The 23,629-nt window shown below is 68.6% G+C and carries 22 protein-coding genes; 14 read left to right on the top strand and 8 right to left on the bottom strand.

The genetic code is table 11. The features are described 5' to 3' along the window. Positions 1-62: 62 nt before the first annotated feature. From VL129_RS14385 to rapA, 3 genes are all read right to left on the bottom strand, one after another. Entirely contained in the window at positions 63-1,061 is a 999-nt protein-coding gene (locus tag VL129_RS14385; RefSeq protein WP_325413850.1) for a class I SAM-dependent methyltransferase, read from the bottom strand. 13 nt (positions 1,062-1,074) lie between these two features. Beyond that, positions 1,075-2,028, bottom strand: a complete 954-nt coding sequence (locus VL129_RS14380; protein ID WP_325413848.1) for a 2-hydroxyacid dehydrogenase — start codon at positions 2,026-2,028, stop codon at positions 1,075-1,077. Positions 2,029-2,223: 195 nt separating this feature from the next. After that, on the bottom strand, positions 2,224-5,061 hold the full coding sequence (gene rapA / locus VL129_RS14375) for an RNA polymerase-associated protein RapA (protein WP_325413846.1): 2,838 nt from the start codon (positions 5,059-5,061) through the stop codon (positions 2,224-2,226). A gap of 128 nt (positions 5,062-5,189) precedes the next feature. Between rapA and VL129_RS14370 the strand changes: the two genes are divergently transcribed. The 6 genes from VL129_RS14370 (at position 5,190) to VL129_RS14345 (ending at position 10,989) form a co-directional block, all read left to right on the top strand. After that, complete coding sequence (locus VL129_RS14370; RefSeq protein WP_325413844.1) at positions 5,190-5,504, top strand: aspartate-semialdehyde dehydrogenase; 315 nt, start codon at positions 5,190-5,192, stop codon at positions 5,502-5,504. Between the two features lie 15 nt (positions 5,505-5,519). Further along, positions 5,520-5,675, top strand: coding sequence for a hypothetical protein (locus tag VL129_RS14365; protein ID WP_325413842.1), 156 nt, complete (start codon positions 5,520-5,522; stop codon positions 5,673-5,675). An 82-nt stretch (positions 5,676-5,757) separates the two neighbouring features. Continuing rightward, entirely contained in the window at positions 5,758-6,018 is a 261-nt protein-coding gene (gene ccoM / locus VL129_RS17225; protein WP_414705209.1) for a cytochrome c oxidase subunit CcoM, read from the top strand. A gap of 222 nt (positions 6,019-6,240) precedes the next feature. After that, positions 6,241-7,275, top strand: coding sequence for a porin (locus tag VL129_RS14355; protein WP_325413840.1), 1,035 nt, complete (start codon positions 6,241-6,243; stop codon positions 7,273-7,275). Positions 7,276-7,405: 130 nt separating this feature from the next. Further along, on the top strand, positions 7,406-8,074 hold the full coding sequence (locus tag VL129_RS14350; RefSeq protein ID WP_325413838.1) for a DUF2057 family protein: 669 nt from the start codon (positions 7,406-7,408) through the stop codon (positions 8,072-8,074). Positions 8,075-8,238: 164 nt separating this feature from the next. Then, positions 8,239-10,989, top strand: a complete 2,751-nt coding sequence (locus VL129_RS14345; RefSeq protein WP_325413836.1) for a winged helix-turn-helix domain-containing protein — start codon at positions 8,239-8,241, stop codon at positions 10,987-10,989. Positions 10,990-11,017: 28 nt separating this feature from the next. On the opposite strand, the gene VL129_RS14340 is transcribed toward VL129_RS14345, so the two are convergent. Beyond that, positions 11,018-11,812, bottom strand: coding sequence for a hypothetical protein (locus VL129_RS14340; protein ID WP_325413834.1), 795 nt, complete (start codon positions 11,810-11,812; stop codon positions 11,018-11,020). 162 nt (positions 11,813-11,974) lie between these two features. Between VL129_RS14340 and VL129_RS14335 the strand changes: the two genes are divergently transcribed. Further along, entirely contained in the window at positions 11,975-12,916 is a 942-nt protein-coding gene (locus VL129_RS14335) for an alpha/beta fold hydrolase (protein ID WP_325413832.1), read from the top strand. Between the two features lie 305 nt (positions 12,917-13,221). Here VL129_RS14335 and VL129_RS14330 read toward each other — a convergent pair whose 3' ends face one another. Genes VL129_RS14330 through VL129_RS14320 form a run of 3 tightly spaced genes read right to left on the bottom strand, consistent with a single transcriptional unit; the run spans position 13,222 to position 16,077 of the window. After that, positions 13,222-14,214, bottom strand: coding sequence for a glucosaminyl phosphatidylglycerol flippase (locus VL129_RS14330; protein ID WP_325413830.1), 993 nt, complete (start codon positions 14,212-14,214; stop codon positions 13,222-13,224). Next, a complete protein-coding gene (locus VL129_RS14325; protein ID WP_325413828.1) occupies positions 14,211-14,969 on the bottom strand; it encodes an N-acetylglucosaminyl phosphatidylglycerol deacetylase in 759 nt (252 codons plus the stop codon). The genes VL129_RS14330 and VL129_RS14325 overlap by 4 nt, the downstream gene beginning before the upstream one ends. Next, entirely contained in the window at positions 14,962-16,077 is a 1,116-nt protein-coding gene (locus VL129_RS14320) for an N-acetylglucosaminyl phosphatidylglycerol synthase (RefSeq protein WP_325413826.1), read from the bottom strand. The genes VL129_RS14325 and VL129_RS14320 overlap by 8 nt, the downstream gene beginning before the upstream one ends. Positions 16,078-16,296: 219 nt before the next feature. On the opposite strand from VL129_RS14320, the gene olsB reads away from it, so the two are divergent. After that, complete coding sequence (gene olsB / locus VL129_RS14315) at positions 16,297-17,034, top strand: L-ornithine N(alpha)-acyltransferase (protein ID WP_027591792.1); 738 nt, start codon at positions 16,297-16,299, stop codon at positions 17,032-17,034. Next, on the top strand, positions 17,031-17,855 hold the full coding sequence (locus tag VL129_RS14310) for a lysophospholipid acyltransferase family protein (protein WP_325413822.1): 825 nt from the start codon (positions 17,031-17,033) through the stop codon (positions 17,853-17,855). Before olsB ends, VL129_RS14310 begins: the two co-directional genes overlap by 4 nt. An 85-nt stretch (positions 17,856-17,940) precedes the next feature. Here the strand turns inward: VL129_RS14310 and VL129_RS14305 are convergent, their stop codons facing one another. Continuing rightward, positions 17,941-18,513: an acyl carrier protein phosphodiesterase gene (locus VL129_RS14305; RefSeq protein WP_325413820.1), complete on the bottom strand. Its 573-nt coding sequence runs from the start codon at positions 18,511-18,513 to the stop codon at positions 17,941-17,943. A 287-nt stretch (positions 18,514-18,800) separates the two neighbouring features. On the opposite strand from VL129_RS14305, the gene VL129_RS14300 reads away from it, so the two are divergent. The 5 genes from VL129_RS14300 (at position 18,801) to VL129_RS14280 (ending at position 23,628) form a co-directional block, all read left to right on the top strand. Next, positions 18,801-19,631, top strand: coding sequence for a metal-dependent hydrolase (locus tag VL129_RS14300; RefSeq protein ID WP_325413818.1), 831 nt, complete (start codon positions 18,801-18,803; stop codon positions 19,629-19,631). A gap of 227 nt (positions 19,632-19,858) precedes the next feature. Continuing rightward, the gene (locus tag VL129_RS14295; protein ID WP_325413816.1) at positions 19,859-20,995 is read left to right on the top strand and encodes a methyl-accepting chemotaxis protein; all 1,137 of its coding nucleotides are present in this window, start codon (positions 19,859-19,861) and stop codon (positions 20,993-20,995) included. A gap of 16 nt (positions 20,996-21,011) precedes the next feature. Further along, positions 21,012-21,377: a response regulator gene (locus VL129_RS14290; protein ID WP_325413815.1), complete on the top strand. Its 366-nt coding sequence runs from the start codon at positions 21,012-21,014 to the stop codon at positions 21,375-21,377. A gap of 4 nt (positions 21,378-21,381) precedes the next feature. Continuing rightward, positions 21,382-21,651, top strand: coding sequence for an STAS domain-containing protein (locus VL129_RS14285; protein WP_325413813.1), 270 nt, complete (start codon positions 21,382-21,384; stop codon positions 21,649-21,651). Positions 21,652-21,663: 12 nt separating this feature from the next. Next, entirely contained in the window at positions 21,664-23,628 is a 1,965-nt protein-coding gene (locus VL129_RS14280; RefSeq protein ID WP_325413811.1) for a chemotaxis protein CheA, read from the top strand. Position 23,629: the final 1 nt, after the last annotated feature.

Below are 23,629 nucleotides of genomic sequence, written 5' to 3'. Positions count from 1 at the left end.
CGAGCTGTTGAGTGGCAGCGGGAAGCATCGCGGCTGAAGCCGCTCTACAGGTTCATCAGACCCTAGGTGCGCCGCGCCCGGTAGATACGAAACCCCTGTCCCTCGGCCAGCGTGGCGCACGGCCCCAGGTGCCGCTCGATCAGCGGCGGGTACTTGAGGAAGCTGTTGGCCACCAGGCGCAGTTCGCCGCCGGGGCGCAGGAAGCGGGCGGCGTCGCGCAGCAGGGTCTCGCTGGCCTGGTAATCGGTGTGCACGCCCTGGTGGAACGGCGGGTTGCTGACGATGGCCGCCAGGCCGGTCGGCGCGGCGTGGATGCCGTCGCCGGCGATCAGCTCGGCCTGCAGGCCGTTGGCCGCCAGGGTCAGGCGACTGCTGGCCAGGGCGAAGGCGTCCACATCCAGCATCAGCAGCGGATTGCCCGGATAGCGGCGCTTGAGTGCCGCGCCGAGCACGCCGGCGCCGCAGCCGAAGTCCAGCAGCGGGCCGCTCGGCAGATTGTCGAGGTGCTGCAGCAGCAGGGCGGTGCCCGCATCGAGGCGTCCGTGGCTGAACACCCCGGGCAGGGTGACCACCTGCAGCGGGCCGTCGGCCAGCGGCAGCTCATAGCGCTGCGCCAGGTCTTCCAGCGCCGGGGCCGCGGGCGCCTGTGCGACCTGCACCAGCCACAGCTGGCAGTGGCGGGCGCTGTCCAGCTTGCGCGGCGTGCCGAAGGCGGCCAACTGCTTGGCGGCCCGTTCGACGCCGGCACGCTTCTCGCCGACCAGGTACAGCGGCTTGCCGGCCAACCGGGCGGCCAGCGCCTGCAGCAGGTAGTCGGTCAGCTCACGGGATTTGGGCAGGAACAGCACGGCGGTCTCGAACGGCGTCTCGGGCGGCGTGGTGCCGAACCGGCTGCGCTCGGGAAAGCGTGCCTGCAACGCGGCCTGCTCGCCGGCGTGCCAGCTCCAGCCAGCGGCGTCGGGCAGGGCGCCGAGCAGATCATCGGCCGGCAGGCCGGCCAGCAGCACCTGGCCGGTGAACAGCTCGGCCTGGCGCAGCAGCACTTCGCTTCGTGGGTCCATGAAAACTCTCCTGTCAGCCGACCACGCGCAGCGGTGCGCCGGCGCGGAAGGCGCGGGCGTTTTCGGCCAGTTGTTCGAGGATGCGCTGGCGCGCCTCGCGGCTGCCCCAGGCGCAGTGCGGAGTGAGGATCAGGCGCGGGATGTCCGGCGCCAGCAGCGGATTGCCATTGCGCGGCGGCTCTTCGCTGAGCACGTCGCTGGCCGCGCCACCCAGGTGGCCGCTGCGCAGGGCGTCGGCCAGGGCCTGTTCATCGACCAGCCCGCCCCGCGCGGTGTTGATCAGCAGCGCGCCGGGCTTGAGCAGCGCCAGTTCACGGGCGCCGATCAGGTGGCGGGTCTGTTCGGTGAGCGGGCAATGCAGGCTGAGGGCGTCCACCTGCGGCAGCAGCTGGTCCAGCGGCAGATAGCCGGGGCGCGCCGGCCGCCCCGGCAACTGGCCGAGCAGCACGCGCATGCCGAAGGCCTCGGCCAGTCGCGCCACGGCGCCGCCCAGCTCGCCATGGCCGAGGATGCCGAGGGTCTTGCCGGCCAGCTCGACGATCGGGAAATCCAGCAGGCAGAACTGCGGCGCCTGCTGCCAGCGACCGGCACGCACGGCGGCCTGGTAGTCGGTGAGATTGCCGGCCAGGGCGAGCAGCAGCATCAGACAGTGCTGGGCCACCGAGGCGGTGCCGTAGCCCTGGCAGTTGCACACGGTGATGCCGCGCGCCCGGGCGGCGGCCAGGTCGACGTTGTTGGTGCCGGTGGCGGAGATCAGCACCAGCCGGAGTTCCGGGCAGGCGGCCAGTACCTGCTCGGTCAGCGGCACCTTGTTGCTGATCGCCACCTGGGCGCCGTGCAGGCGCTCGATGACCTGTCCCGGCGCGCTGGCGCTGTGCAGGGTCAGGCGGTCGAAGCTGGCGTGCAGGGCGCTGAAATCGAGATCGTCGAGGGTGGCGGAGTCGAGGAAAACGGCGGTGAGGGACATTGTGGTGAACAGGGCAATGGAAGTGGCGCGAGGGTAGCAGAGGTGCCCGGGGTGCGGACATGAACCTTGTGGGGCCGGCTTTATGCCGGCCAACGGAGTCGAGACCGCGTGCCTGGGTGGCGGGCCCACCTCTGCCAACCGGCGTAAAGCCGGCCCCACAGGAGGTGGGCGTCGTCGCGTCGGCGCGCCTGCGGCTTAACCCGCCACCAGCACCCGAATGGCTTCCAGGCGCAGCGAGGCCTTGTCCAGGTAGCTCAGGCCGTCCTCGCGCTGGCGACGCAGCGCCTCGATCTCGCTGTCGCGCACGCTCGGGTTGACCGCCTGCAGGGCGACGAGGCGCGCCAGTTCCTCGTCCAGCTCGGCGGTGAAGCGCTGCCGGGCCTCGGCGACACGCTCGGCGTGGCGCGGCGCCATCTTTTCCTCGGCCAGCTTGAACTGCTGGCTCAGCACATCGCGCTGGGCCTGCACGAACTTGTTGGCGCTGGCGCGCGGCACGCTTTCCAACTGGTCGTTGAGGGTCTCGAAGCTCACCTTGCTGGCCAGGTCGTTGCCCTTGGCGTCCAGCAGGCAGCGCAGCGCCAGCGGCGGCAGCACGCGACCGAGTTGCAGCGCGCGCGGCGCCACCACGTCGCTGACGAACAGCAGTTCGAGCAGCACGGTGCCGGGCTTGAGCGCCTTGTTCTTGATCAGCGCCACCGAGGTGTTGCCCATCGAGCCGGACAGCACCAGATCCATGCCGCCCTGCACCATCGGGTGCTCCCAGGTGAGGAACTGCATGTCCTCGCGCGCCAGGGCCTGGGCGCGGTCGTAGCTGATGGTCACGCCCTCGTCGTCGCCCAGCGGGAAGCTGGCGTCCAGCATCTTCTCGCTGGGACGCAGGATCAGCGCGTTTTCGGAGTGGTCCTCGCTGTCGATGCCGAAGGCGTTGAACAGCTCTTCCATGTAGATCGGCAGGGCATATTCATCGTCCTGTTCGAGGATCGCCTCGACCAGTTGCTCGCCCTCGCCGGCTCCGCCGGAGTTCAGTTCCAGCAGGCGGTCGCGGCCGCTGTGCATCTCCGCTTCCAGGCGCTCGCGCTCGGCGCGGGCCTCGTCGAGCAGTGCCTGCCAGGGTTTGTCGTCGCCGCCGTTGAGCTGTTCCAGCAGGCGGGCGCCGAACTGCTGCTGCAGGGCGTTGCCGGTCGGGCAGGTGGCCAGGAAGGCGTTCAGCGCCTGGTGATACCACTGGAACAGACGCTGCTGGGCGCTGCCTTCCAGATAGGGGACATGCAGCTGGATGCGGTGCTTCTGGCCAATGCGGTCCAGACGACCGATGCGCTGTTCCAGCAGGTCCGGGTGGGCCGGCAGGTCGAACAGCACCAGATGATGGGCGAACTGGAAGTTGCGGCCCTCGGAACCGATTTCCGAACAGATCAGCACCTGGGCGCCGAACTCTTCATCGGCGAAATAGGCGGCGGCGCGGTCGCGCTCGAGAATGCTCATGCCCTCGTGGAACACCGTGGCCGGGATGCCGGAACGCAGGCGCAGGGCTTCTTCCAGGTCCAGGGCGGTCTCGGCGTGGGCGCAGATGACCAGTACCTTGTGCTGCTTGAGCAGCTTGAGGGTATCGATCAGCCATTCCACGCGCGGGTCGAAGCGCCACCAGCGGGCTTCTTCCTCGTCGCCGGCATAGCCCAGCTCCGGATACAGCTCGGCCTGTTCGCCAGGCAGGTCCTGGTATTGCTCGGGCTGCGGCAGCGGATAGGGGTGCAGCTCGCGCTCCGGGAAGCCGCGCACGGCGGCGCGGGTATTGCGGAACAGCACGCGGCCGGTGCCGTGGCGGTCGATCAGCTCGCGGATCAGGCGCTGGCTGGCCTGGATGTCGCCATCGGTGACCGCGGCGAGCAGGGCTTCGCCTTCATCGCCCAGGAATTCATGAATGGTGCGGTGCGCCTGGTCCGACAGGCGCCCGTTGTCGAGCAGCTCCTGCACCGCCTCGGCCACCGGACGGTAGTGCGCGCTTTCGGCGCGGAACGCCTGCAGGTCATGGAAGCGGCTGGGGTCGAGCAGGCGCAGGCGGGCGAAGTGGCTGTCCTGGCCGAGCTGTTCGGGGGTGGCGGTGAGCAGCAGCACGCCGGGAATCGCCCCGACCAGGCGCTCGACCAGCTGGTATTCCGCGCTGGCGTTCTCGGGGTGCCAGACCAGGTGGTGGGCTTCGTCCACCACCAGCAGGTCCCAGCCGGCGGCCAGCAGGGCATCGCCAGCCTTGTCGTCGTCCTTCAGCCACTCCAGGGCGACCAGCGCCAACTGGGTGTCCTCGAAGGGGTTGTCGGCATCGCTTTCGGCGAAACGTTCGGCATCGAACAGCGCCACCTGCAGGTTGAAGCGCCGGCGCATCTCCACCAGCCACTGGTGCTGCAGGTTCTCCGGCACCAGGATCAGCACGCGGCTGGCGCGCCCGGTGAGCAGTTGACGATGAATGACCAGGCCGGCCTCGATGGTCTTGCCCAGGCCCACTTCGTCGGCGAGCAGCACGCGCGGGGCGATGCGGTCGGCCACCTCGCGGGCGATATGCAGCTGGTGCGGAATCGGCTGCGCGCGCGCGCCGCCCAGGCCCCACAGCGGCGACTGCAGGGTGCGGCCACGGTGGGCCAGGCTGTGGTAGCGCAGGGCAAACCAGGAGAAGGGGTCGATCTGTCCGGCGAACAGGCGGTCGCTGGCCAGGCGGAACTGGATGAAGTTCGACAGCTGGGTTTCCGGCAGCGAGCAGGTCTCGTTCTGCTCGTTCAGTCCGTGGTATACCAGCAGCCCATCGACGTCCTCGACTTCGCGCACGGTCAGCTTCCAGCCTTCGAAATGGCTGATCTCGTCGCCGGGGGCGAAACGCACGCGGGTCAGCGGAGCATTGCGCAGCGCGTACTGACGGGTATCGCCGGTGGCTGGGTAGAGTACGGTCAACAGACGGCCATCCTGAGCCAGAATGGTGCCGAGACCCAGCTCGGCCTCGCTGTCGCTGATCCAGCGTTGCCCCGGTTGATACTGCTGCTGCGCCATTCGCGTCTCCGTTGGTGAAAAAAGCCGGGTATGGTACCGGAAGCGCAGAGGGATTCCACAGTTGGCGTGCGCAGCTGCTAAAGGGGCATCGCCAACTGCCGACAGCTTGGACAACAAGGAGAATAATCATGTTGCCGCCGATCCTGCCCAACCAGATCCCCGTGACCAGCCAGCAGGACCCGCCCAAGCCCAAACCGGACATTCCGCCTGTGGTGCCCACCCAGGAAGCCGGCAAGGAAGGCGCGGTCAGCCTGGACAGGCGCAACCCTGAGGAAACCGCCCTGCGGCTGCGCGAGGAACAGGAACGCCGGCAGCGTCAGCAGCGCGAGCGTGACCGCATCAAGAAGGCCCTCGACGAAGGCGAGGAAGACCTGGAAGCCCTTGAGGCCAGCCTGGACCCGAGCGTGCCACGCAAGGGCTTGTGGGTGGACATCAAGGCCTGAACGAGCCGAACCCGCATGACCGACAAACCCATCGATTTCGCCGCCGAGCGCGACAAGCGCATCCACGACCTGAAGGAAAAGCGCCTGAACGAGGTGCGCGAGGCCTTCGAGCGGGCGTTGCCGCTGCCCAAGGGCAAGAAGCCGCGCGGCGGCGGCAAGAAGAAGCGCTGAGCGCCACGCCGGCCTGTTCGGGCCGGTCTCCCTCTGTTTCCAATTGTTTCGGCGACGTTCCCCGCACGTCGGGCGAGCCCGCGTGGCAGCACGTCTCACCCTTGATCTGGATCAGGTGCAGCATCCTGCCGCATGGGCGGGGCGTCACAAACTTGACTTGGGTCAATGGTCGCGGATGCTCCTCTGGCAATCTGCAATCAACCAGCACGTGGTGAGGAGCCCGGACATGTTTATTGATGAAGTGGTATTTGCAGGCGTACTTATCGTCGGACTCTGCGTCGTCTTCTGCGCCGGGTTCGCCTATTTCATCTGGAAGGACGCGAAGAAAACCAAGAGCAACTGATCCTTCCCGATCAACGAGCACGCAAGGCATTTTGGGCGACTTCGGTCGCCCATTTTTTTGCCTGAAAAAACATGCTTACTGAAAATGTGAAAAAGTTCCGCTGACTTCAAATCTTCATCTTTCAGCAAGGGTTCTGTCATATCCGGTTTGGATACTCCGCTTCGGTCGATAGCGCAACGTTCATGTCGCTCGGACGTATACAAACCTGATGGAGCTTTTCCGATGAAGAAGAAGTTGATTGCAATGGTTGTCAGTGCTGCAGCCGCAATTCCTGCAGTAGCCATGGCTGATGTAACTGTCTACGGCCGCGCCCATGTGTCCGCCGATATGCTGGATGACGGCGGGGATTACTCCGAACTGAATATTTCCAGCAACTCCTCGCGTCTGGGTTTCAAGGGTAATCATGAGATCAACCCGAATCTGAAGGCGTTCTTCCAGATTGAGCAGGAAATCAATTTCACCAACAGTAATGGCGATGCGCTTACCACCCGCGACACTTTTGTCGGCCTGAGCGGCAACTTCGGTGCTATCCAGCTGGGTCGTTTCGACAGCCCGTTCAAGGTCGCCCGTGGCCCGGCCAACCTGTTCGGCGATCAGGTCGGCGACATGAAGAACCTGGCCCGCGTCGGTGATGCCCGTTTCGACGAGCGCTACGACAACACCATCCAGTACACCACCCCGAACTTCGGCGGCTTCAACGCCAAGCTGGGTTACTCGGTGCATGAAGACTCCACCGCCGTGGGTGACAAGGACGACGGCATCAGCCTGTCGCTGAACTATGCCGGCGGCCCCGTCGAGGCTTCGGTGGCCTACGAAGCGGTTAGCGAAGATGCTTCCCGCGGAGAGCGTGACGGTATCCGTGCCGCTGCCGCCTATAAGCTGACCAGCGCCTTCAAACTGGTTGGTTTCTACCAGACGGTGGATTACTCGGGTGGCACCGCCGCCAAGAATGATCAACTGACGGCCGATGTCTACGGTCTGGGTGGCGAGCTCAAGGTCGCGGCCAACACCGCCGTCAAGGCCATGTGGATGGCGCGCAGTGCCGATGCCGACGACAGCGACAGCGACATGCTGGCCGTGGGTATCGAACACAAGCTGGACAAGGCGGTGCGCGTCTATGCCAACTACGCCATGCTCAACAACGACAAGAACACCACCCTGACGCCCTGGAAGGAAGGTCGCACTGCCAACGCGCCGGCGGGTGTTGCAGACGAAACGGCTTCCGGCCTGTCCGTGGGCCTGCGCTACGACTTCTGATCTCGTCCGAGAGCGGAAATCTCCAGCCGGGTTGCTCCTCGTGAGCAACCCGGCTTTTTGTCATCGAACTGCAATCAGGCGTTCCTATTCTCCGGGCTGTCCCATTTGCCCTTCGTGCCAAGGAGTCTTCATGCGCCGTTTATTCTGGGTCGCCCTCGTCGGATTGCTGTCGGGTTGTGCCCAGCAGTCGCATGTGAAGCTGTACTCGGGGCCTGAGGTGCCTGGCGTGCAGCTGCTGGTGGTTGAAGTACCCGACGCGCTGGAAGTACTGAGCATCAACGGCCAGGAAATGCCTACCGCCAATGCGGGGTTCGGTACCGGAACGCGCTCGCTGCACCTGCGCCCCGGCGAATACCGCATCAATGCCTACTACAAGAATGTCTTCGACGTCGACGGTGGTCTCAGCCACGAAGTGGTGCGCACGCGCAGCGCGAGTTACCACCTGAACGGTCGCGCCGGCGAGGTCTGGAAGCTGGAATACCAGGAGCCGGCCAATCAGCAGGAGGCGCAGGCCATGCGGGATTCCTTCGCCGGCTGGGCGGTGAACACGCGCACCGGCGAGCGCATTGCCACGTCCGAAGGGCCCAGGCCAGTATCCGCATTGAGGCAGCTGCTTGGCGGGGGCGCCGCGCCCGCCGCACCCACCACCGTCGAACCGCTGGCGCCGGTTCCAGGGCCGTCGGCCAGCCCCGCGCGGACCCTGCCGCACAGCGACGCCACCCTGAACACCCTGCAGCAGCTGTGGCTGCTGCTCGATCCGCAAAGCCGAAAGGCATTCCTGGAATGGGTGCGGCAGTAACGGCTTCCCTCCGGGTTTCCACCCTTGCTCCCTTGCCCCGCCCGCCGGCGGGGCTTTTTTTCCTGGTATGAGCATTGATCGTGAAGCCGCCACCGGGCCGGTTTTCAAATCGCCACGGAAGGCGCTAGGCTTCCCGGGTCGTCGCTAGAGGCCCGCATCGCCCCATGACCGTGCTCACCTTGCCTGGTGACCCGCCTTCCGGCCGGGACTTACCGGAGCGGCATTTCTACCGGCCGCCCTTGCCGGCCGGTCATGCACCCCGCCCGCAGCTGTGCGAACGCCTGGCTCAGGGGCTCGATGGCCGTCTGTTGCTGATCTGCGCGCCGGCCGGCTTCGGCAAGAGCTCGCTGGCCAGTGAATTCTGCGAGCACCTGCCGCCCGGCTGGCGCACCCTGTGGCTGGATCTGGGGCCACGCGATAGCGACCCCGGGCGCTTCTTCGAGCGCTTGCTGGACGGTCTGCGCCGACACATCCCCGGCCTGTACGAGGAAGGTCTGGCCCTGCTGCGCATGCGCCAGCCGCATCAACCCTTTGCCTTCGAAACCTGGCTGAGCGGCCTGCTCGACGAATTGCAGCCGTGCCTCGCGGGCCAGGATCTGCTGCTGGTGCTGGACGACTACCACCTGGCGCAGGGTGCGGTGCTCGACAGCTGCCTGCAGTTCGTCCTCAACCACCTGCCGACCGGTGTGCGCCTGCTGGTCACCAGCCGCCAGCGGCCCGCCTGGCACCTGGCCCGGCTGCGCCTGCATCGCCAGTTGCTGGAACTGCAGGTGCAGGACCTGCGCCTGAGCGCCGAGGAAGCCGGTGCGCTGGTGGCTGGGCAGGGCGCTCAACTGAGCGACGAGGAACGCGACCTGCTGTTGCAGCGTTGCGAAGGCTGGGTCGCCGGCCTGCGCCTGTGGCTGCTGGCCCGCCAGGACGCGCCCCCGGCGGACGCCGATCCGTTGTCCCCGGCGAGCGCCGACGGGCTGATCCACGATTACCTGCTCGAGGAAGTGATCGATCGCCAGCCGGCGGCGGTACAGGCCTTCCTCTACCAGACCGCCTGCCTCGAGCGCTTCTGCGCCGAGCTGTGCGATGCGCTGCGCGAAGAGCCGGACAGCGCCGCGATTCTCGAACACCTCAAGGCGCACCAGGTCTTCCTGGTGCCGCTGGACGACCAGGGCCGCTGGTTCCGCTATCACCACCTGTTCAGCGACCTGCTGCGCCGCCAGCCGCCGTCCGCCGGTGAGGTGTCCCGGGCCAGCCTGCATCTGCGTGCCTGCCGCTGGTACAGCCAGCAGGACGATCCGGTCGAAGCCGTGGAGCAGGCGCTGCGCGCCGGGCGCAGCGACGTCGCCGCCGAACTGGTGCAGAACCTTTCCGAGGAGCAACTGCTGGGCGAGCAGAACGTCGCCATGCTGCTGCGCTGGAAGCTGGAACTGCCCGACAGCCTGCTCGGCCTCTCGCCCCGGCTGATCGTGCTGTACGGCTGGGCGCTGACCATGGCCTGTCAGCTGGATGCCGCCGAGGCACTGGCCGCGCGGCTGGGCCATTTCCTGCCGGCGCGCGGCGCGGGTGAACAGCGGCTGCTGCTGGCGCAGTGGCAGGCGCTGAGCGGCATGATCGCCCGTGGGCGCGGCGAGGTGGCGCTGGCCGAGCGGCATTGCCGCGAAGCCCTGGACGCCCTGCCGGCCGACCGCTTCGGGCAGCGCTTCATGTGCGTCTCCACCCTGGCCAACCTGGCGGTGACACGCGGCGTGCTGTGGCGCGCCCGCGACTTCAATCGCCAGGCGCTGGAGCTGGCCCAGCGCCACGGCAACCCGCTGTTCGAGGCGCTGGCCCATCACGATCGCGCGCGGGTGCTGCAGGCGCGTGGGGAAATCCTGCGCGCGCTGGAAGAAGTGCGGCTGGGACTGACGCGTCTGCAGGGCCTTGGTCCGCACAAGCCGTATGCGGTCCGCGCCCGCCTGATGCTCTACGAAGGTTATCTGCTGGCGCTGCGCTTGCAGCCGGAGCAGGCCCGTGCGCGACTGCAGGCCGGGATCCGTGAGGCGCGGGCCTGTCGCGACGTGACCCTGGTGATCGGCTACAGCGTGCTGGCCACCCTGGCCGAGCAGGCCGGCGACAGCGCCGAAGCCTTCCGTCTGCTCGCCGAAGGCGAACGCACCCTGCACGCCTGGGACGTGCCGCCCATCTATTACCTGGCCCTGGTCACCCTGGTGAAGTGCGAGCTCTGGGCCGGGCAGGGGCAACTGCCACTGGCCGAGCTGTGGCTCGCCCGTCTGAGCGACACCTATGCCGGCGCGCAGCCGGCCGCCGCCCCGGAACTGCTGCCCCAGTTGCCGCTGCACCTGGGCTTGCGCCGCGCCACCCTGGTCCGGCGGCGTGGCCAGGACGAGGCCGCCGAGCGGCAGTTGCACGAGCTGCAGCGCCAGGCACGCCGGCGCGGCGCGCTGATGCTCGCCTGCTTCGCGGATGTGCAGCTGTGCCTGCTGCTGCGGGAAAGCGCTCGCGAGACGGAAGCCGGCGCCGCGCTGGCCAGCGCCCTGGAGTCCGGGCGCGGCGGCTGTCTGATGGCGTTCCTGCCACTGCTGCGTCGTCATCCCCGCTGGCTGCGCGCACGACTGGCCGATCTTCCGGCCACCGCGCTGGCCAGCGCTTTGCTGGCGCTGTTGCCGGAATCGGCCCCGGCCACGCCGGTTCCCGCGGTTGCGCCGGGCGAGGCGGGCGACGAGGCCGCGCCGCTGAGCGGTCGTGAGCGGGCGGTGCTGGGCCTGATCGCCCAGGGCTGCTCGAATCAGGAAATCAGCGAGCGGCTGTTCATCTCGCTGCACACGGTGAAGAGCCATGCGCGGCACATCAATGGCAAGCTCGGGGTGGAACGGCGCACCCAGGCGGTGGCGCGGGCCAAGGCGCTAGGGTTGCTGGAGTGAGGCCTATGCTTCGCGGCTGAAGCCGCTCCTACGACGCTGCGGCGGACTTGGCGCGCATATCGTCCTCGATGGCCTGCAGGGTCGGCTGCAACGCGACGAGACGATCGCGCACCGCGGCCAGCGGGTGTTCCCTCGCCAGGCTGTCCAGCCGCGCCAGTACCTCGCGGCGCGATGTGACCGGCAGGTGCACGAACAGCTCCGGCAGCTGGCTGGCCAGTTCGGCAGCGTACTGCTCCAGCTCCTGGGCGCCGAACTGCCGGGTCATGTCCAGGAAATCCAGGGCGCTGCGGGTCAGCTGCGCGGCGGCCTCCTTGGTGTCGCGCAGGCCCTGCAGGCGCACGGCGCTGTGGCGCTCCTCCGCCGAGAGAGTCATCCAGAATTCCACGGTCAGGGTGAACAGCACCGCCTGCTGGCGCAGCGAATGGCTCATCAGCCCCAGCGCCTCGCTGGCGTAGGGCTGGCGCGCGACCGTGAAGTCCAGATACAGGCGCAGCAATTCGCGCAGGTGTGACAGGGTTTCCCGCGCCTCGTTCTGCCGCTGCTCCAGCGCCACGTAGATGTTCAGCTGCGGGCGGAAGTTCTCGGGATCGACCATGCGCTGGTAGAGCGGCCCGGTGAACTCGCCGCCACGCCGGGGCAGGGCGTCGGCCTGGCTGTCCCGCACCGTGCGCAGGGTGTCCAGCAAGCGGCGGTAATCCTCGCTGCCCCAGGGCCGCTGGATGTCGGGAATCGGCTGGCCGAGGAAGTACAGCTCCGTGGCGGCCAGCGGGCGCAGCGCGAGCAGCAGCAACAGGGCGAGCAGTGCGGAGTGAAGGCGCGGCATGGGTCGATCCGTGACGGGGAGCGGAGCAGCTTATCCAGACCGGCGGGCAGCGTCATCCCGTCCTTCGGTTGGGCTCATGGGCTGTTTTTTCCGTGCTGTGATGCTGGTCGGCCCGAATGATTCGAGGCCCCTCGTTTGCCGCCGGTTCACAAGGAGAATGTCATGCCCGCTTCCAGTTCCACCCTGACGCCGCCCCTGGCCAGCGGCGTCGCCCGCCTGGGCTTCGGCGAACTGCCGCTGCCCGCGCTCAAGGCCCGTTATGGCCATCCGGCCAGCGGCTCGCGCTATGTGGAGCTGGATGGCTTTGCGGTGCACTACCGCGATGAGGGTCACCCGGACAAGCCGGCAGTGGTGATGATGCACGGCGTGGTGGCCTCGCTGCATACCTGGGACGGCTGGGTGAAGGCCTTTTCGCCCCATTACCGGGTGATCCGCTTCGATCTGCCCTGTTTCGGCCTCACCGGCCCGGCGCCCGGCGCGTACTCCGAGGAGCGCATGCGCAAGGTGCTGGGTCTGCTGCTCGATCACCTGCGGGTCGAGCGGGCGATCCTGGTCGGCAACTCGCTGGGCGGCTATCTCGCCTGGAGCTACGCCCTGGAACAGCCCGAACGGGTGGAACGGCTGGTGCTGCTCGATCCGGTCGGCTACCCGATGCGCAGGATTCCCTGGATGATCGCCGCCGCCAGCCTGCCGGGCGCCACCTGGGCCATGCCGCTGTGGATGCCGCGCGCACTGATCGCCCAGGGCGTGAAAGAGGTCTACGGAGATCGCAGCCGTATCCAGCCGGGCGTGCCCGATCGCTACTACGAGCTGACCCGCCGGCCCGGCAATCGCCGCGCCATGATGGAGATCTTCCGCCTGCTGGTGCGTCTGAACCGCAGCCGCAGGGACACCCCCGAGCGGGTGGCGCGCATCGGCGTGCCGACCCTGCTGATGTGGGGCGACCGGGACCGCTGGATCGCGCCGGAGCAGGTCGCCCTGTGGAAGCGCGACCTGCCGGGCCTGCAGGTGCGGGTGTATGCCGGGGTGGGGCATGTGCCGATGGAGGAGATTCCCGAACGCAGCGCCCTGGATGCGCTGAATTTCCTCGGCGCAAAGCGGTAGGGCGCTGGCCCCTGTAGGGCCGGCTTTATGCCGGCCGATAGGGGAGGGACCGGCACCTCGGCATCGGCCGAAGCTCCGTTGGCCGGCGTAAAGCCGGCCCTACAGATGCAGGTCCGGCTTGAAGTCGCAGTAACGCGGCGCTACCCGGCCGGGAAAGCGTCGCGGCTAAAGCCCCTCCTACCCGGTCTCCCTGTAGGGCCGGCTTTATGCCGGCCGCTGGTGGGACCGGGTACCTCGGCATCGGCCGAAGCTCCGTTGGCCGGCGTAAAGCCGGTGGGCGCCGGCCTCGAACAGCCCTGCGGCGGTCACGACTGCCGAAAGCGCACCAGCCGGCGCAGCAGTGGGCGGCCGGCCAGGTGCAGGAACAGCGGGGCGCCGGCGATCAGGTAGAAGTAGTAGGTGACGCCGCGCCAGATGATGATCGCCGCCGCCGCGCTGGACTTGCCCACCAGCGGGGCGAGCAGCGCCACCGAGGCCAGCTCGGCGCTGCCGGCGCCGCCGGGCAGCAGGCTCAGCTGGCCGGCGCCCAGCGCCAGCACCTGCACCAGCACCGTCCAGGCCCAGGGCAGGTTGCTGCCCAGGCCCTGCAGGGTCAGGTAGAGCACGCTGTAGCGCAGCAGCCAGTGCAGCGCGGTGAGCACGAACACCCCCAGCAGCACCCGGCGCGGCAGGCGCAGGCTGTCCTGCAGGGCATTGCGAAAGCCCAGCACCTTGCGCCCCCAGTGCACGCGCCGCCGCCAGGGCACGCCCAGCCGCGCCAGCAGGTAACCGATCAGGCGCAGCAGGCGGCGGTGGTTCCAGGCCAGCAGCAAGGCCAGCGCCAGGCCGCCGCCGAGCAGGATCAGACTGGCGCCGAGCATCCAGCCCAGGCGTGAACTCAGCGCGTTGAACAGCGCATAGCAGAGGATGCCCAGTAGCGCGCAGGCGAACACCAGCAGGTCGCCGAGCTGTTCCACCGTGAAGATCGCCGTGCCCTGGGCCGGTCGCAGGCCGTGGCGCATCAGCAGCGCCATCAGGGTCAGTGGGCCGCCGGCGCCGGCCGGCGTGGCGCAGATGGCGAACTCGGTGGCCATCACCACGCCCAGCGCCCGGCCCTGGCCCATCGGCCGGCCGACCAGCAGCAGGCGCAGGCGCAGTGCGTTGAGGTTCCAGCCCAGCAGGATCATGCCGAGCATGGCCAGCAGCAGCCCCGGGGGAAAGGTGCGCAGCCGCTCCCACAGTCCGCTGCCGCCCAGCAGCAGGGGCACCAGCGCGGCGGCCAGCAGCGCGCAACCCAATAGCCAGAGACCGCGCTTCATGCGGCGGCTCGCTGCGTCCTGCAGTGCTCCAGCCAGGCCGACTTGGTCAGGGGAATGCGGCCGCTGTCGAGCAGACGGCGCACGGTGGCCAGCCAGAAGGCCTGTCCGCCGGGGTGGCGCAGATCCTCCGGATGCAGCGCCAGGCGCAGCACCGGGGCCTGCTGCCAGCGCCGCAGCTGGGCCGCGCACCAGGCCTGGGACAGGCTGCGTCGCCAGGCGCTGCGACTGGTCCATACCAGCGTGGGGGCGGGCAGCGCGGTGAAGTCGGGCAGCAACAGCAGGTTGCGTGGATCGCTGCTGTAGCGCAGCCCGCTGTGGGCCAGCGCGCGGCGGGTGCCGGTGCTCATCAGCCAGGCTGGGGCGACGAACCCCTGCAGCGGCCAGCCGAACCGCTGAAACAGCTCGATGCCCCGGGCCAGGCGCTCGCCGGCGCGCTGCTCGTCGAGGCGGAAGAACTCGCCCTCGCGGGTATAGACGCGGCGCATGAACCAGTCGCGCGGGTCGCGCGGTGGCGGTTCGTCGTCGCAGTGGTACAAGCCGTGCAGGATCAGCTCGTCGCCTCGCGCCAGGCGCTGTTCGAGGATGTCGCGCAGCGGGCTCGCCTGCAGCGGATGGCGGTGATGGAAATCGGGCACCACCAGCCAGCTCAGCGGCAGCGGACCGAGGCGGTCGAGCGCCTCCACGAACGGCCGGTACTGTGGCCAGCCGGGGGGCGCCACGTCATGCAGGACGATCAGCAGGTGTTGCTCAGCCATGCACCACCGCCGGTAGCTCGCTGACGCCCAGCACGGCGCGGTAATGGCCCAGCAGGCCGGCGACCACCGAGTCCCAGGAGTAGTGCCGCTCCACATGCCGGCGGGCCTGGCCGCCCAGCTGCCGGGGGTCGCCTTCGAACAACGCCCGCACCGCCTGGGCCATGGCCGCGCCGTCGTTGGGTCGGCACAGCTGTCCGCAGTGCGTAGGGACGATCTCGGCCAGCGCCCCGGCGCGCACCGCCACCACCGGGATGCCGCTGGCCATCGCTTCCAGCACCACCAGGCCGAAGGTTTCCTGATTGCCGGCGTGCAGCAGCGCGTCGCTGCTGGCCATCAGTCGGGCCACTTCGGCGGCGGGGCAGAAATGGTTGATCACCGTGACATTGCTCGGCACCCGGGTGGGCATGCCGGAGCCGACCAGCAGCAGATGGAAGGCGCGCCCTAGGTGCTGCGCACAGTCCAGCAGCACCGGCAGGTGTTTTTCCCGCGAGCCGCGTCCGGCGAAGATCAGCAGCCGGGTATCGTCGTCCAGGCCCAGCTGGCGGCGCAGGCTCTCGTCACGGTGGCGGGGGTGGAAGGTGTCCAGGTCGACCCCCAGCGGCTGCACGTGCACCTGCGTCACGCCCAGCCGCCGCAGCTTGTCGGCCATCACCTGGCTGGGCGCCAGCACGCGCTCGAAATTGCCATACAGGCGGGCGATGTAGGCGTCCAGGTTGGTGTCCAGCCAGGGGCCGATGCGGTTGCGCACCAGGCGCGGCAGGTCCGAGTGGTAGAAGCCGATCACCGGCACGTCCAGGCGCCGACCGGCGTCCAGCGCCGCCCAGGCGGTCAGGTAGGGATCGCCGACCTCGATCAGGTCCGGTCGCAGCGCGCGCAGCAGGTTCCGCCAGGGCGTGCGGCGTAGGGGAAAGCGGTAGCCCTTGGCGAAGGGCAGCGGCGGGGTGGGGATGCGGTAGATGCCGTCGTGCTGGCTGTAGCTGTCGCCCGGGATCAGCAGGCTGTGCTGCACGCCGGGGTAGGCGCGCAGGCGGCGGTGCTTGGCGTCCAGATAGGTGCGTACTCCGCCGCTGGCCGGCGCGTAGAACATCGTCATGTCAGCGATATGCACAGCATTCCTCCGTTGCGATCCGCTTCGATTGACCGTGCCGGACAGCGGGTGTTCGAAGGCTCTCTCCCTTCAAGACCGAAGCTTAGACGCGAACATCGCACCCTTCGGGCTTTGTCACGCCGCCGTCATGCCGCTGTCACCGCCCCGACACCGGCCCTCCCTAGCATCGCCCTTGCCCACACTGCCCGACCGGCGGAGAAGCCGGCCAAGGAGACAAGCATGATGCGTTCCCCCAGCCGCCTGCAGGCCGTGCGCCTGAGCGGTGACGACCAGCTGCGCGAAGCCCAGGCCCTGCGTTATCGCGTGTTCAGCCAGGCCTTCGAGGCCCGCCTGCCGGGCGCCGACGAGGGACTGGATCGCGACGATTACGATCCCCACTGCCTGCACATCGGTGTGCGCGACCTGGACAGCGGTGCGCTGGTGGCCACCACCCGCCTGCTCGACCACCAGGCGGCGCGCGGCCTGGGGCGCTTCTACAGCGAAGGGGAATTTCAGCTGCGCGGTCCGGCGCTGAGCCAGGGGCCGCTGCTGGAGATCGGCCGCACCTGCGTGGACGCCGCCTATCGCAACGGCGCGACCATCGGCGTGCTGTGGAGCGAACTGGCGGAAATCCTCAACGAGGGCGGCTACCGCTACCTGATGGGCTGCGCCAGTATCCCGATGCGCGACGGTGGCATCCAGGCGCGCGCGGTGATGCAGCGCCTGCGCGACAGCTACCTGTGCCACGAACACCTGCGCGCCGAACCGCTCAATCCGCTGCCGGCGCTGGACATGGCACTGCCCGACAACCTGGTGGCCGAACTGCCGCCGCTGCTCAAGGCCTACCTGCGCCTGGGTGCGAAGATCTGTGGCGAGCCCTGCTGGGACCCGGACTTCCAGGTCGCCGACCTGTTCATCCTGCTGCGCCGCGAAGACCTCTGCCCGCGCTACGCCCGGCACTTCAAGGCTGCGGTATGAGGCGGCTGCGGCTGGCCTGGCGCCTGCCGCGCCTGGTGGCGGTGCTGCTGCTGGGCGTGTTGTTCTCGCTGCTGCTGGCGCTGGTCGGGCCGCTGTGGCGCGGCGATCGCCTGGCGCTGCGCCTGCGTCTGACCCGGCGCTTCCATGCCGCGCTGGCGGCGGCCTTGCCGTTTCGCGTCACGCTGATCGGTGAGATTCCCCGCGAACCGCGGCTATGGGTCGGCAACCATGTGTCCTGGACCGACATCCCGCTGCTCGGCCGACTGCTGCCGCTGGCCTTCCTGGCCAAGGCGGAAGTACGCGGTTGGCCGCTGCTCGGCTGGCTGGCCGAACAGGGCGGCACGCTGTTCATCCGCCGGGGCGGTGGCGACAGTGCGAAGATCGCCGAGCAACTGGCCGAGCGCCTGGGCCGCCCCGGCGCGCTGGCGCTGTTCCCGGAAGGCACCAGCACGGACGGCACGAAGGTACGCACCTTTCACGGTCGCCTGCTGGGCAGTGCCACCCAGGCCGGCGTGCCGCTGCAGCCAGTGGCCATCCGTTATTTGCGTGGCGGGCGCATCGACCCGCTGGCGCCGTTCATCGGCGATGACGATCTGCCCGGCCACCTGCTGCGCCTGCTGGGCGCCGAGGTCGCTGAGGTGCAGATCCACCTGCTGCCGCCCATCGACAGTCGCGGCAGGAGCCGCAGCGAGCTGGCCCAGCTGAGTCAGCAGGCGGTGGCGCAGGCGCTGGGTGTTTTACCCTCTCCCCCGGCCCCTCTCCCGTCGAGGGAGAGGGGGGGCGGTGTGTGCAAGCCGGCAGCACCGGTGGCGGGACCGTAGGGTGGGCAACGTTGTTCTTGCCCACCGTCACGGGGGCCGCGTGGCCCGCCGGCGGCCAGGAAAGCGCTGAGCGCCCTACGCTCGTTTACCGCTGCGTCTCGGCAAAGCGCATCAGCTGCGGATAGAACTCCCGGAAGTCCTCCCACAGCGGGTCGTAGAGGCGTGCCAGCTCATCCTCCGCATTGTCCAACAGCTGCGGGCGTGAAAGGCGCCGGCGCATGGCGTCGACCACCCGGGGCAGGCTGGCGGGCTCGCGATAGCTGCCCAGCCAGTCCTGGGCCGCCATGCGCGGGGCGATCTGCGCCAGCCGGCCGGGCAGCTCCGGCGTGACGGTCAGCACCCCGTAGACCCGTGCGGTGAAGACCGGTAGCGGCTCGCTGGCGTAGTCGTCCCAGGCCCGGGCCAGGCAGTGGTCGAAGAACAGGTCGAGGAGGATGCCCGAGGTGCGCCGGCGCTCGGCGGGGAAGCGCGCGCGGGCGGCCAGCACCGCCGGATGGCTGTCGGTGAAGACATCGATGCGCCGGTGCAGGCGGATCGCCGCCTCGATGTCGGCGGCAAAGCGGCCGGCCAGCGGCCCCTTGACGAAATCGCCGTACAGGCTGCCGAGCAACTGGGCCGGCGCGGGACCGCCGAGGTGCAGATGGGCGAGGTAGTTCATGGGCGGCAGCTTACCGCGTGGATTTGCATCGCGCATGCCGATGGTCGAGGACCGCCGTTGCATTTGCAGGGCCGGCTTTATGCCGGCCGACGGTATGTCGGTCGTCCCCATCGGCCGGCATAAAGCCGGCCCTACAGGGGAGGCAGCGCATCGGCCGTAGGGTAGGCAACGGCGGAGCCTTGTCTACCGGGCGTTGTGCCCAAAAAGCCGAGCCATGCGAAAGACCAGCTCCGCGCCAGGTCCATTTGGCGTTGACTACTCTCGACCGTCTTGCCTGAGCGTCCGCCATGTCCCAACCGACCGACCTGCACATCCGCCCCCGTCGTCTGGCGTCCGGCCTGCCGGATCCGCTGCCGCGCCACTGGCACGGCGGCAATGCCTTCAAGAGCCACCTGTTCAACGCCATGTCGGTGCTGTTCCCCGACGGCGAGCGCTTCTTCATCGATTCGGTGCGCCTGTTTCGCGAGCAGGTCACCGACGAGGCGCTGAAGGAGCAGATTCGCGGCTTCATCGGCCAGGAAGGTCACCACAGCCGCGAACACCTGGAGTACAGCCAGCGCCTGCGCGAGCTGGGCTACGACATCGATGCCATCGAACGGCGGCTGAAACGGCGGCTGGCGTTCGTTCAGCGCCACCTGCCGGATCGCCTGCAACTGGCCGCCACCTGCGCGGTGGAGCACCTCACCGCCATCATGGCCAACGCCCTGCTGTCCAATCCGGACTGGATGGAAGGCGCCGACCCGCGCCTGGCGCGCCTGTGGCGCTGGCACGCGCTGGAGGAAACCGAGCACAAGGCGGTGGCCTTCGACCTCTACATGCAGGTCAGCGGCAGCCCCTGGCTGCGCCGCCGGGCGATGCTGCAGAGCACGATCTTCTTCACCTGGGACACCACGCGCGGGCTGATCCATTTTCTGCGCCGCGACGGCCTGCTGTGGAACTGGGGTGTCTGGCGGGATGGCCTGAGCTGGCTGTGGGGTCGGCGCGGCATCTTCCGCCCCCTGGTGCGCGACTACCTGGATTTCTACCGGCGCGATTTCCATCCCTGGCAGCACGACAACCGCGCGCTGATGGTGCGCTATCAGGAAGAGTTTGCCGGCGAGGTGCTCGGGCGCGGGTAGCCGAACCTGTGGGGCCGGCTTTATGCCGGCCGTCGGCGGTGGGGGCGCGCCGGAAGCCTGGGTTCGGCCCCGCTGGCCGGCATAAAGCCGGCCCTACAGGCTCTCGAACCTGCCCCGGCCTGTCGTAAAGAATTCACCCGATGTAGGTGGTTCTACTCACGCGGCCGAAATGTGCGTGATGTCACAATGCCAGTCGATGTGATTTGCCAAGCAGGAATCGACTGCGCATGCCTCCCCGGACTTCCCCTGTACTTCCCCTCGCGGCCCTGGCCGCCGTCAATCTGCTGATCGGCGCCTGGCTGGCCACGGCCTGGTGGCAGGGTCTGCTCTGGGCGGCGGTGCTCGGCGGCATTCAGCTGCTGCTGGTCGGCCGTGCCCAGGCGGGTGCGCAGGACGAGGCGCAGCCGGAAACCGTCGCCCCGGACCCCGAACAGGCTGAACGCCTGCAGCGTTTCCAGGCGCTGACCGGTGGCGTGGTGCCGATGTGGAACCGCCACCTGGGCCTGGCCCGTCAGCAGATGGGCGATGCGATCGGCAACCTGGGCAACGGTTTCAGCGACCTCAATCAGCGTCTGCTGGCCGGCGACCAGATGGCCGGCGGCGAGCTGGGCAACCGTGCCATCGCCGCCATCGACCAGGCCGAGGAGGGCCTGCAGAGCCTGGTCGAGGCGCTGCGCCAGACCCAGCAGTACCGCGCCAGCCTGGTCAACGAGATTCTCGGCATCGCCGGGCACACCAACGAACTGCGGCGCATGGCCGAGCAGGTCGGCGAGATCGCCGACCAGACCAACCTGCTGGCCCTCAACGCGGCCATCGAAGCGGCGCGCGCCGGTGATGCCGGGCGCGGTTTCTCGGTGGTCGCCGACGAGGTGCGCAAGCTGTCCAACCAGTCCGGCGAGGCCGGCAAACAGATCCGCGAGACGGTGAAGACCGTCACCGGCGCGATCCACAAGGCCGAGACCCTGTCGCAGTCCTTCGCCGAGCGCGAGCAGGCGCTGGTCAGCGACTCCAGCCAACTGGCCGAGCGCATCGTCGCCCAGTTCGCCGACACCAGCCGCGCGCTGCAGGACTCGCTGCAGCAGCTGCGCGACGAGCGCGGGCTGATCGAGCACGACCTGGCGCAGCTGATCGTCAACCTGCAGTTCCAGGACCGCGTCGACCAGATCATCAGCCACGTCACCGCTGACATGGAGCGCCTGCAGGCCTGTGCCCGCGACCTGGCCAGCCGCGATCTGGAGGAGCTGGGCGCCGAGCAGTGGCTCAAGCGCCTGGCCGGCACCTACACCACCCTGGAGCAGCAGGCGCTGCACGATGGCCGCCGCAAGGCGCCCGCCGCCGCGGCTTCCTCCGTCACCTTCTTCTGATTCAAAGGAGCATTCGATGAGCAAGACAATCCTGGTCGTGGACGACTCCGCCAGTATGCGCCAGATGATCGGCCTGACCCTCAAGGGCGCCGGCTACACGGTCGTCGAGGCCAGCGACGGCAAGGACGCGCTGACCAAGCTGGACGGCCGCAAGATCAACCTGATCGTCTCCGACGTGAACATGCCCAACATGGACGGCATCGCCTTCGTGCAGGCCGCCAAGCAGGTGGCCGGCTACCGCTTCACCCCGGTGATCATGCTCACCACCGAAGGCAGCGAAGACAAGAAGCAGCAGGGCAAGGCCGCCGGCGTGCGCGCCTGGATGGTCAAGCCGTTCCAGCCGGCCATGCTGCTGGACGCCGTTTCCAAGCTGGTGATCTGAACCCATGACCCCCAGCGATCCCAACCCCGTGCTGCAACTGGGCGGCGCCTTCACCATCGAGCGCGCCGCCGAGCTCAAGGGCCTGCTGCTGCAGCAGATCATGGCGGAGCGCCCCGGGTGCCTGGACCTGCGCGGCATCACCGAGCTGGACACCGCCGGCCTGCAGCTGCTGCTGGCCGTCAAGCGCTGCTGGCCGCGCCTGCGCCTGGTCGAGCCGAGCCCCGCGGTGTGTCAGGTGGTGGATCTGCTGCGACTCGAAGACTTCATCGGGTAGCCGGAGGACAAGATGGATATTCAAGCGGTGCGCACCGTGCTGCTCGAGGAAGCCCGCGAGCTGCTGGCCACCTACGAGCACACACTGCTCGAGGTCGAGGCCCTGGGCCTGGACGGCGAACGGATCAATGCGATCTTCCGTGCTGCCCATACCCTCAAGGGCTCGTCGGGCATGTTCAACCTGCAGCTGGTGGTGAGTTTCACCCACCTGCTGGAGAACCTGCTGGTGCGCGTGCGCAGCGGCGAGCAGCCGATGGATGGCGTGCTGATCAGCCTGCTTCTGCGCTGCGGCGACTACCTGCGCCGGCTGTTCGACAAGGTCGCCGACGGCCTCGACGACGAGGACCCCGACCCGGCGCTGCGCGCCGAGCTGAGCGCCGCGCTGGAGGATTACCTGGGCGGCGTCCAGGCGCTCAAGCCGCTGGCCGGCGTGCCGGTGGGCGGCGCCGCCCAGGACTGGCTGATCGGCATTCACTGCCATCCCGAGCTGTTCCACCATGGCCTCGATCCGCTGCCGTTCATCCAGTACCTGGTCGGCATGGGCGAGCTGCTGGAGCTGGCCCTGGACCGCGAGCTGATCCCCAGCCTGGAAGACATCGACCCGGAGACTTGCTACTTCAAGGCCGACCTGCTGCTGCGCACCGACGCCAGCCGCGAGGCGCTGCTGCAGGCGCTGGAGTTCATCCAGGAGGACTGCGACATCAGCGTGGAGCCGCTGCAGGCGGTGGTGGCCGAAGCGCCGGCCGAGCCATTGGCGGTCGAGCTGGCGCCGGTGGCGGCCCCGCTGGCAAGCCTCGAGCCGAGCGAGCGCGCTCCGGCCCGGCGCGACGAACAGATGATGATCAAGGTCGACGCCCGCAAGCTCGACCAGCTGATCGACGCGGTCGGCGAGCTGGTGACCCGCTCGGCGCGCTGCCGCACCCTCAGCCAGCACTCGGCGCGCGAGACGGTGGAAACCTTTGTCGAGGAAGTCGACGACTTCATCGAGCAGCTGCGCGACCGCGCCCTGGAACTGCGCATGGCGCCGATCAACGAAGTGTTCCAGCGCTTCCCGCGCGTGGTGCGCGACGTGGCGCGCGACCTCGGCAAGGAAGTCGAACTGCAGATCCGCGGCGCCGAGACCGAGCTGGACAAGACCCTGCTCGACAAGCTCGCCGACCCGCTGCTGCACATCGTGCGCAACGCCCTGGACCACGGCATCGAGCCGGTCGAGGCGCGCCGCGCCGCCGGCAAGCCGGCCCGTGGCCGCCTGCTGCTCAACGCCTATCACGAGTCCGGCTCGGTGGTCCTCGAGATCAGCGACGACGGCCGTGGCCTGAACGCCGCGAAGATCCGCGCGCGCGCCATCGAACGCGGCCTGATCGGTGCCGAGACGCTGCTGGACGAGCAGGCGATCTTCGCGCTGATCTTCGAGGCCGGCTTCTCCACCGCCGACCAGGTCACCGACCTGTCCGGACGCGGCGTGGGCATGGACGTGGTGCGTCGCAGCATCGAAGCCATGCGCGGCAGCATCGAGATCCAGTCGACCCTGGGCCAGGGCACCTGCTTCCGCATCCGCCTGCCGCTGACCCTGTCGATCATCGACGGCTTCCAGGTGGTCGTGGGCGAAGCTCACTTCGTCATCCCGCTGGAGCAGGTGGTCGAATGCCTGGAGCTGCCGAAGAACGCCAGCGCCAACCAGGTGATGAGCCTGCGCGGCGCGCCGCTGAGCTACCTGCGCCTGGCCGAGCTGTTCGAACTGCCCCGCGACGCCGAGGCCCGCGAGTGCCTAGTGGTGGTACAGCACGGCCAGCAGCGCACCGGCATCGTGGTCGACCGCTTCGCCGGCGAGCTACAGGCGGTGATCAAGCCGCTCAACCCCATGTTGCGCAACGTGCCGGGCCTGGGTGGCTCGACCATCCTCGGCGACGGCCGCGTGGCGCTGATTCTCGACATCAATTCATTGCTGGCCACGCCGCGTCGCGTGGAGCACGCCTAAT

The sequence above is a fragment of the Pseudomonas sp. genome, assembly GCF_035497915.1.
In the GTDB taxonomy this organism is placed as follows: Bacteria; Pseudomonadota; Gammaproteobacteria; order Pseudomonadales; family Pseudomonadaceae; genus Serpens.
Note: the sequence above shows the minus strand (reverse complement) of the source record. Positions and strands in the feature narration are given on the sequence as shown.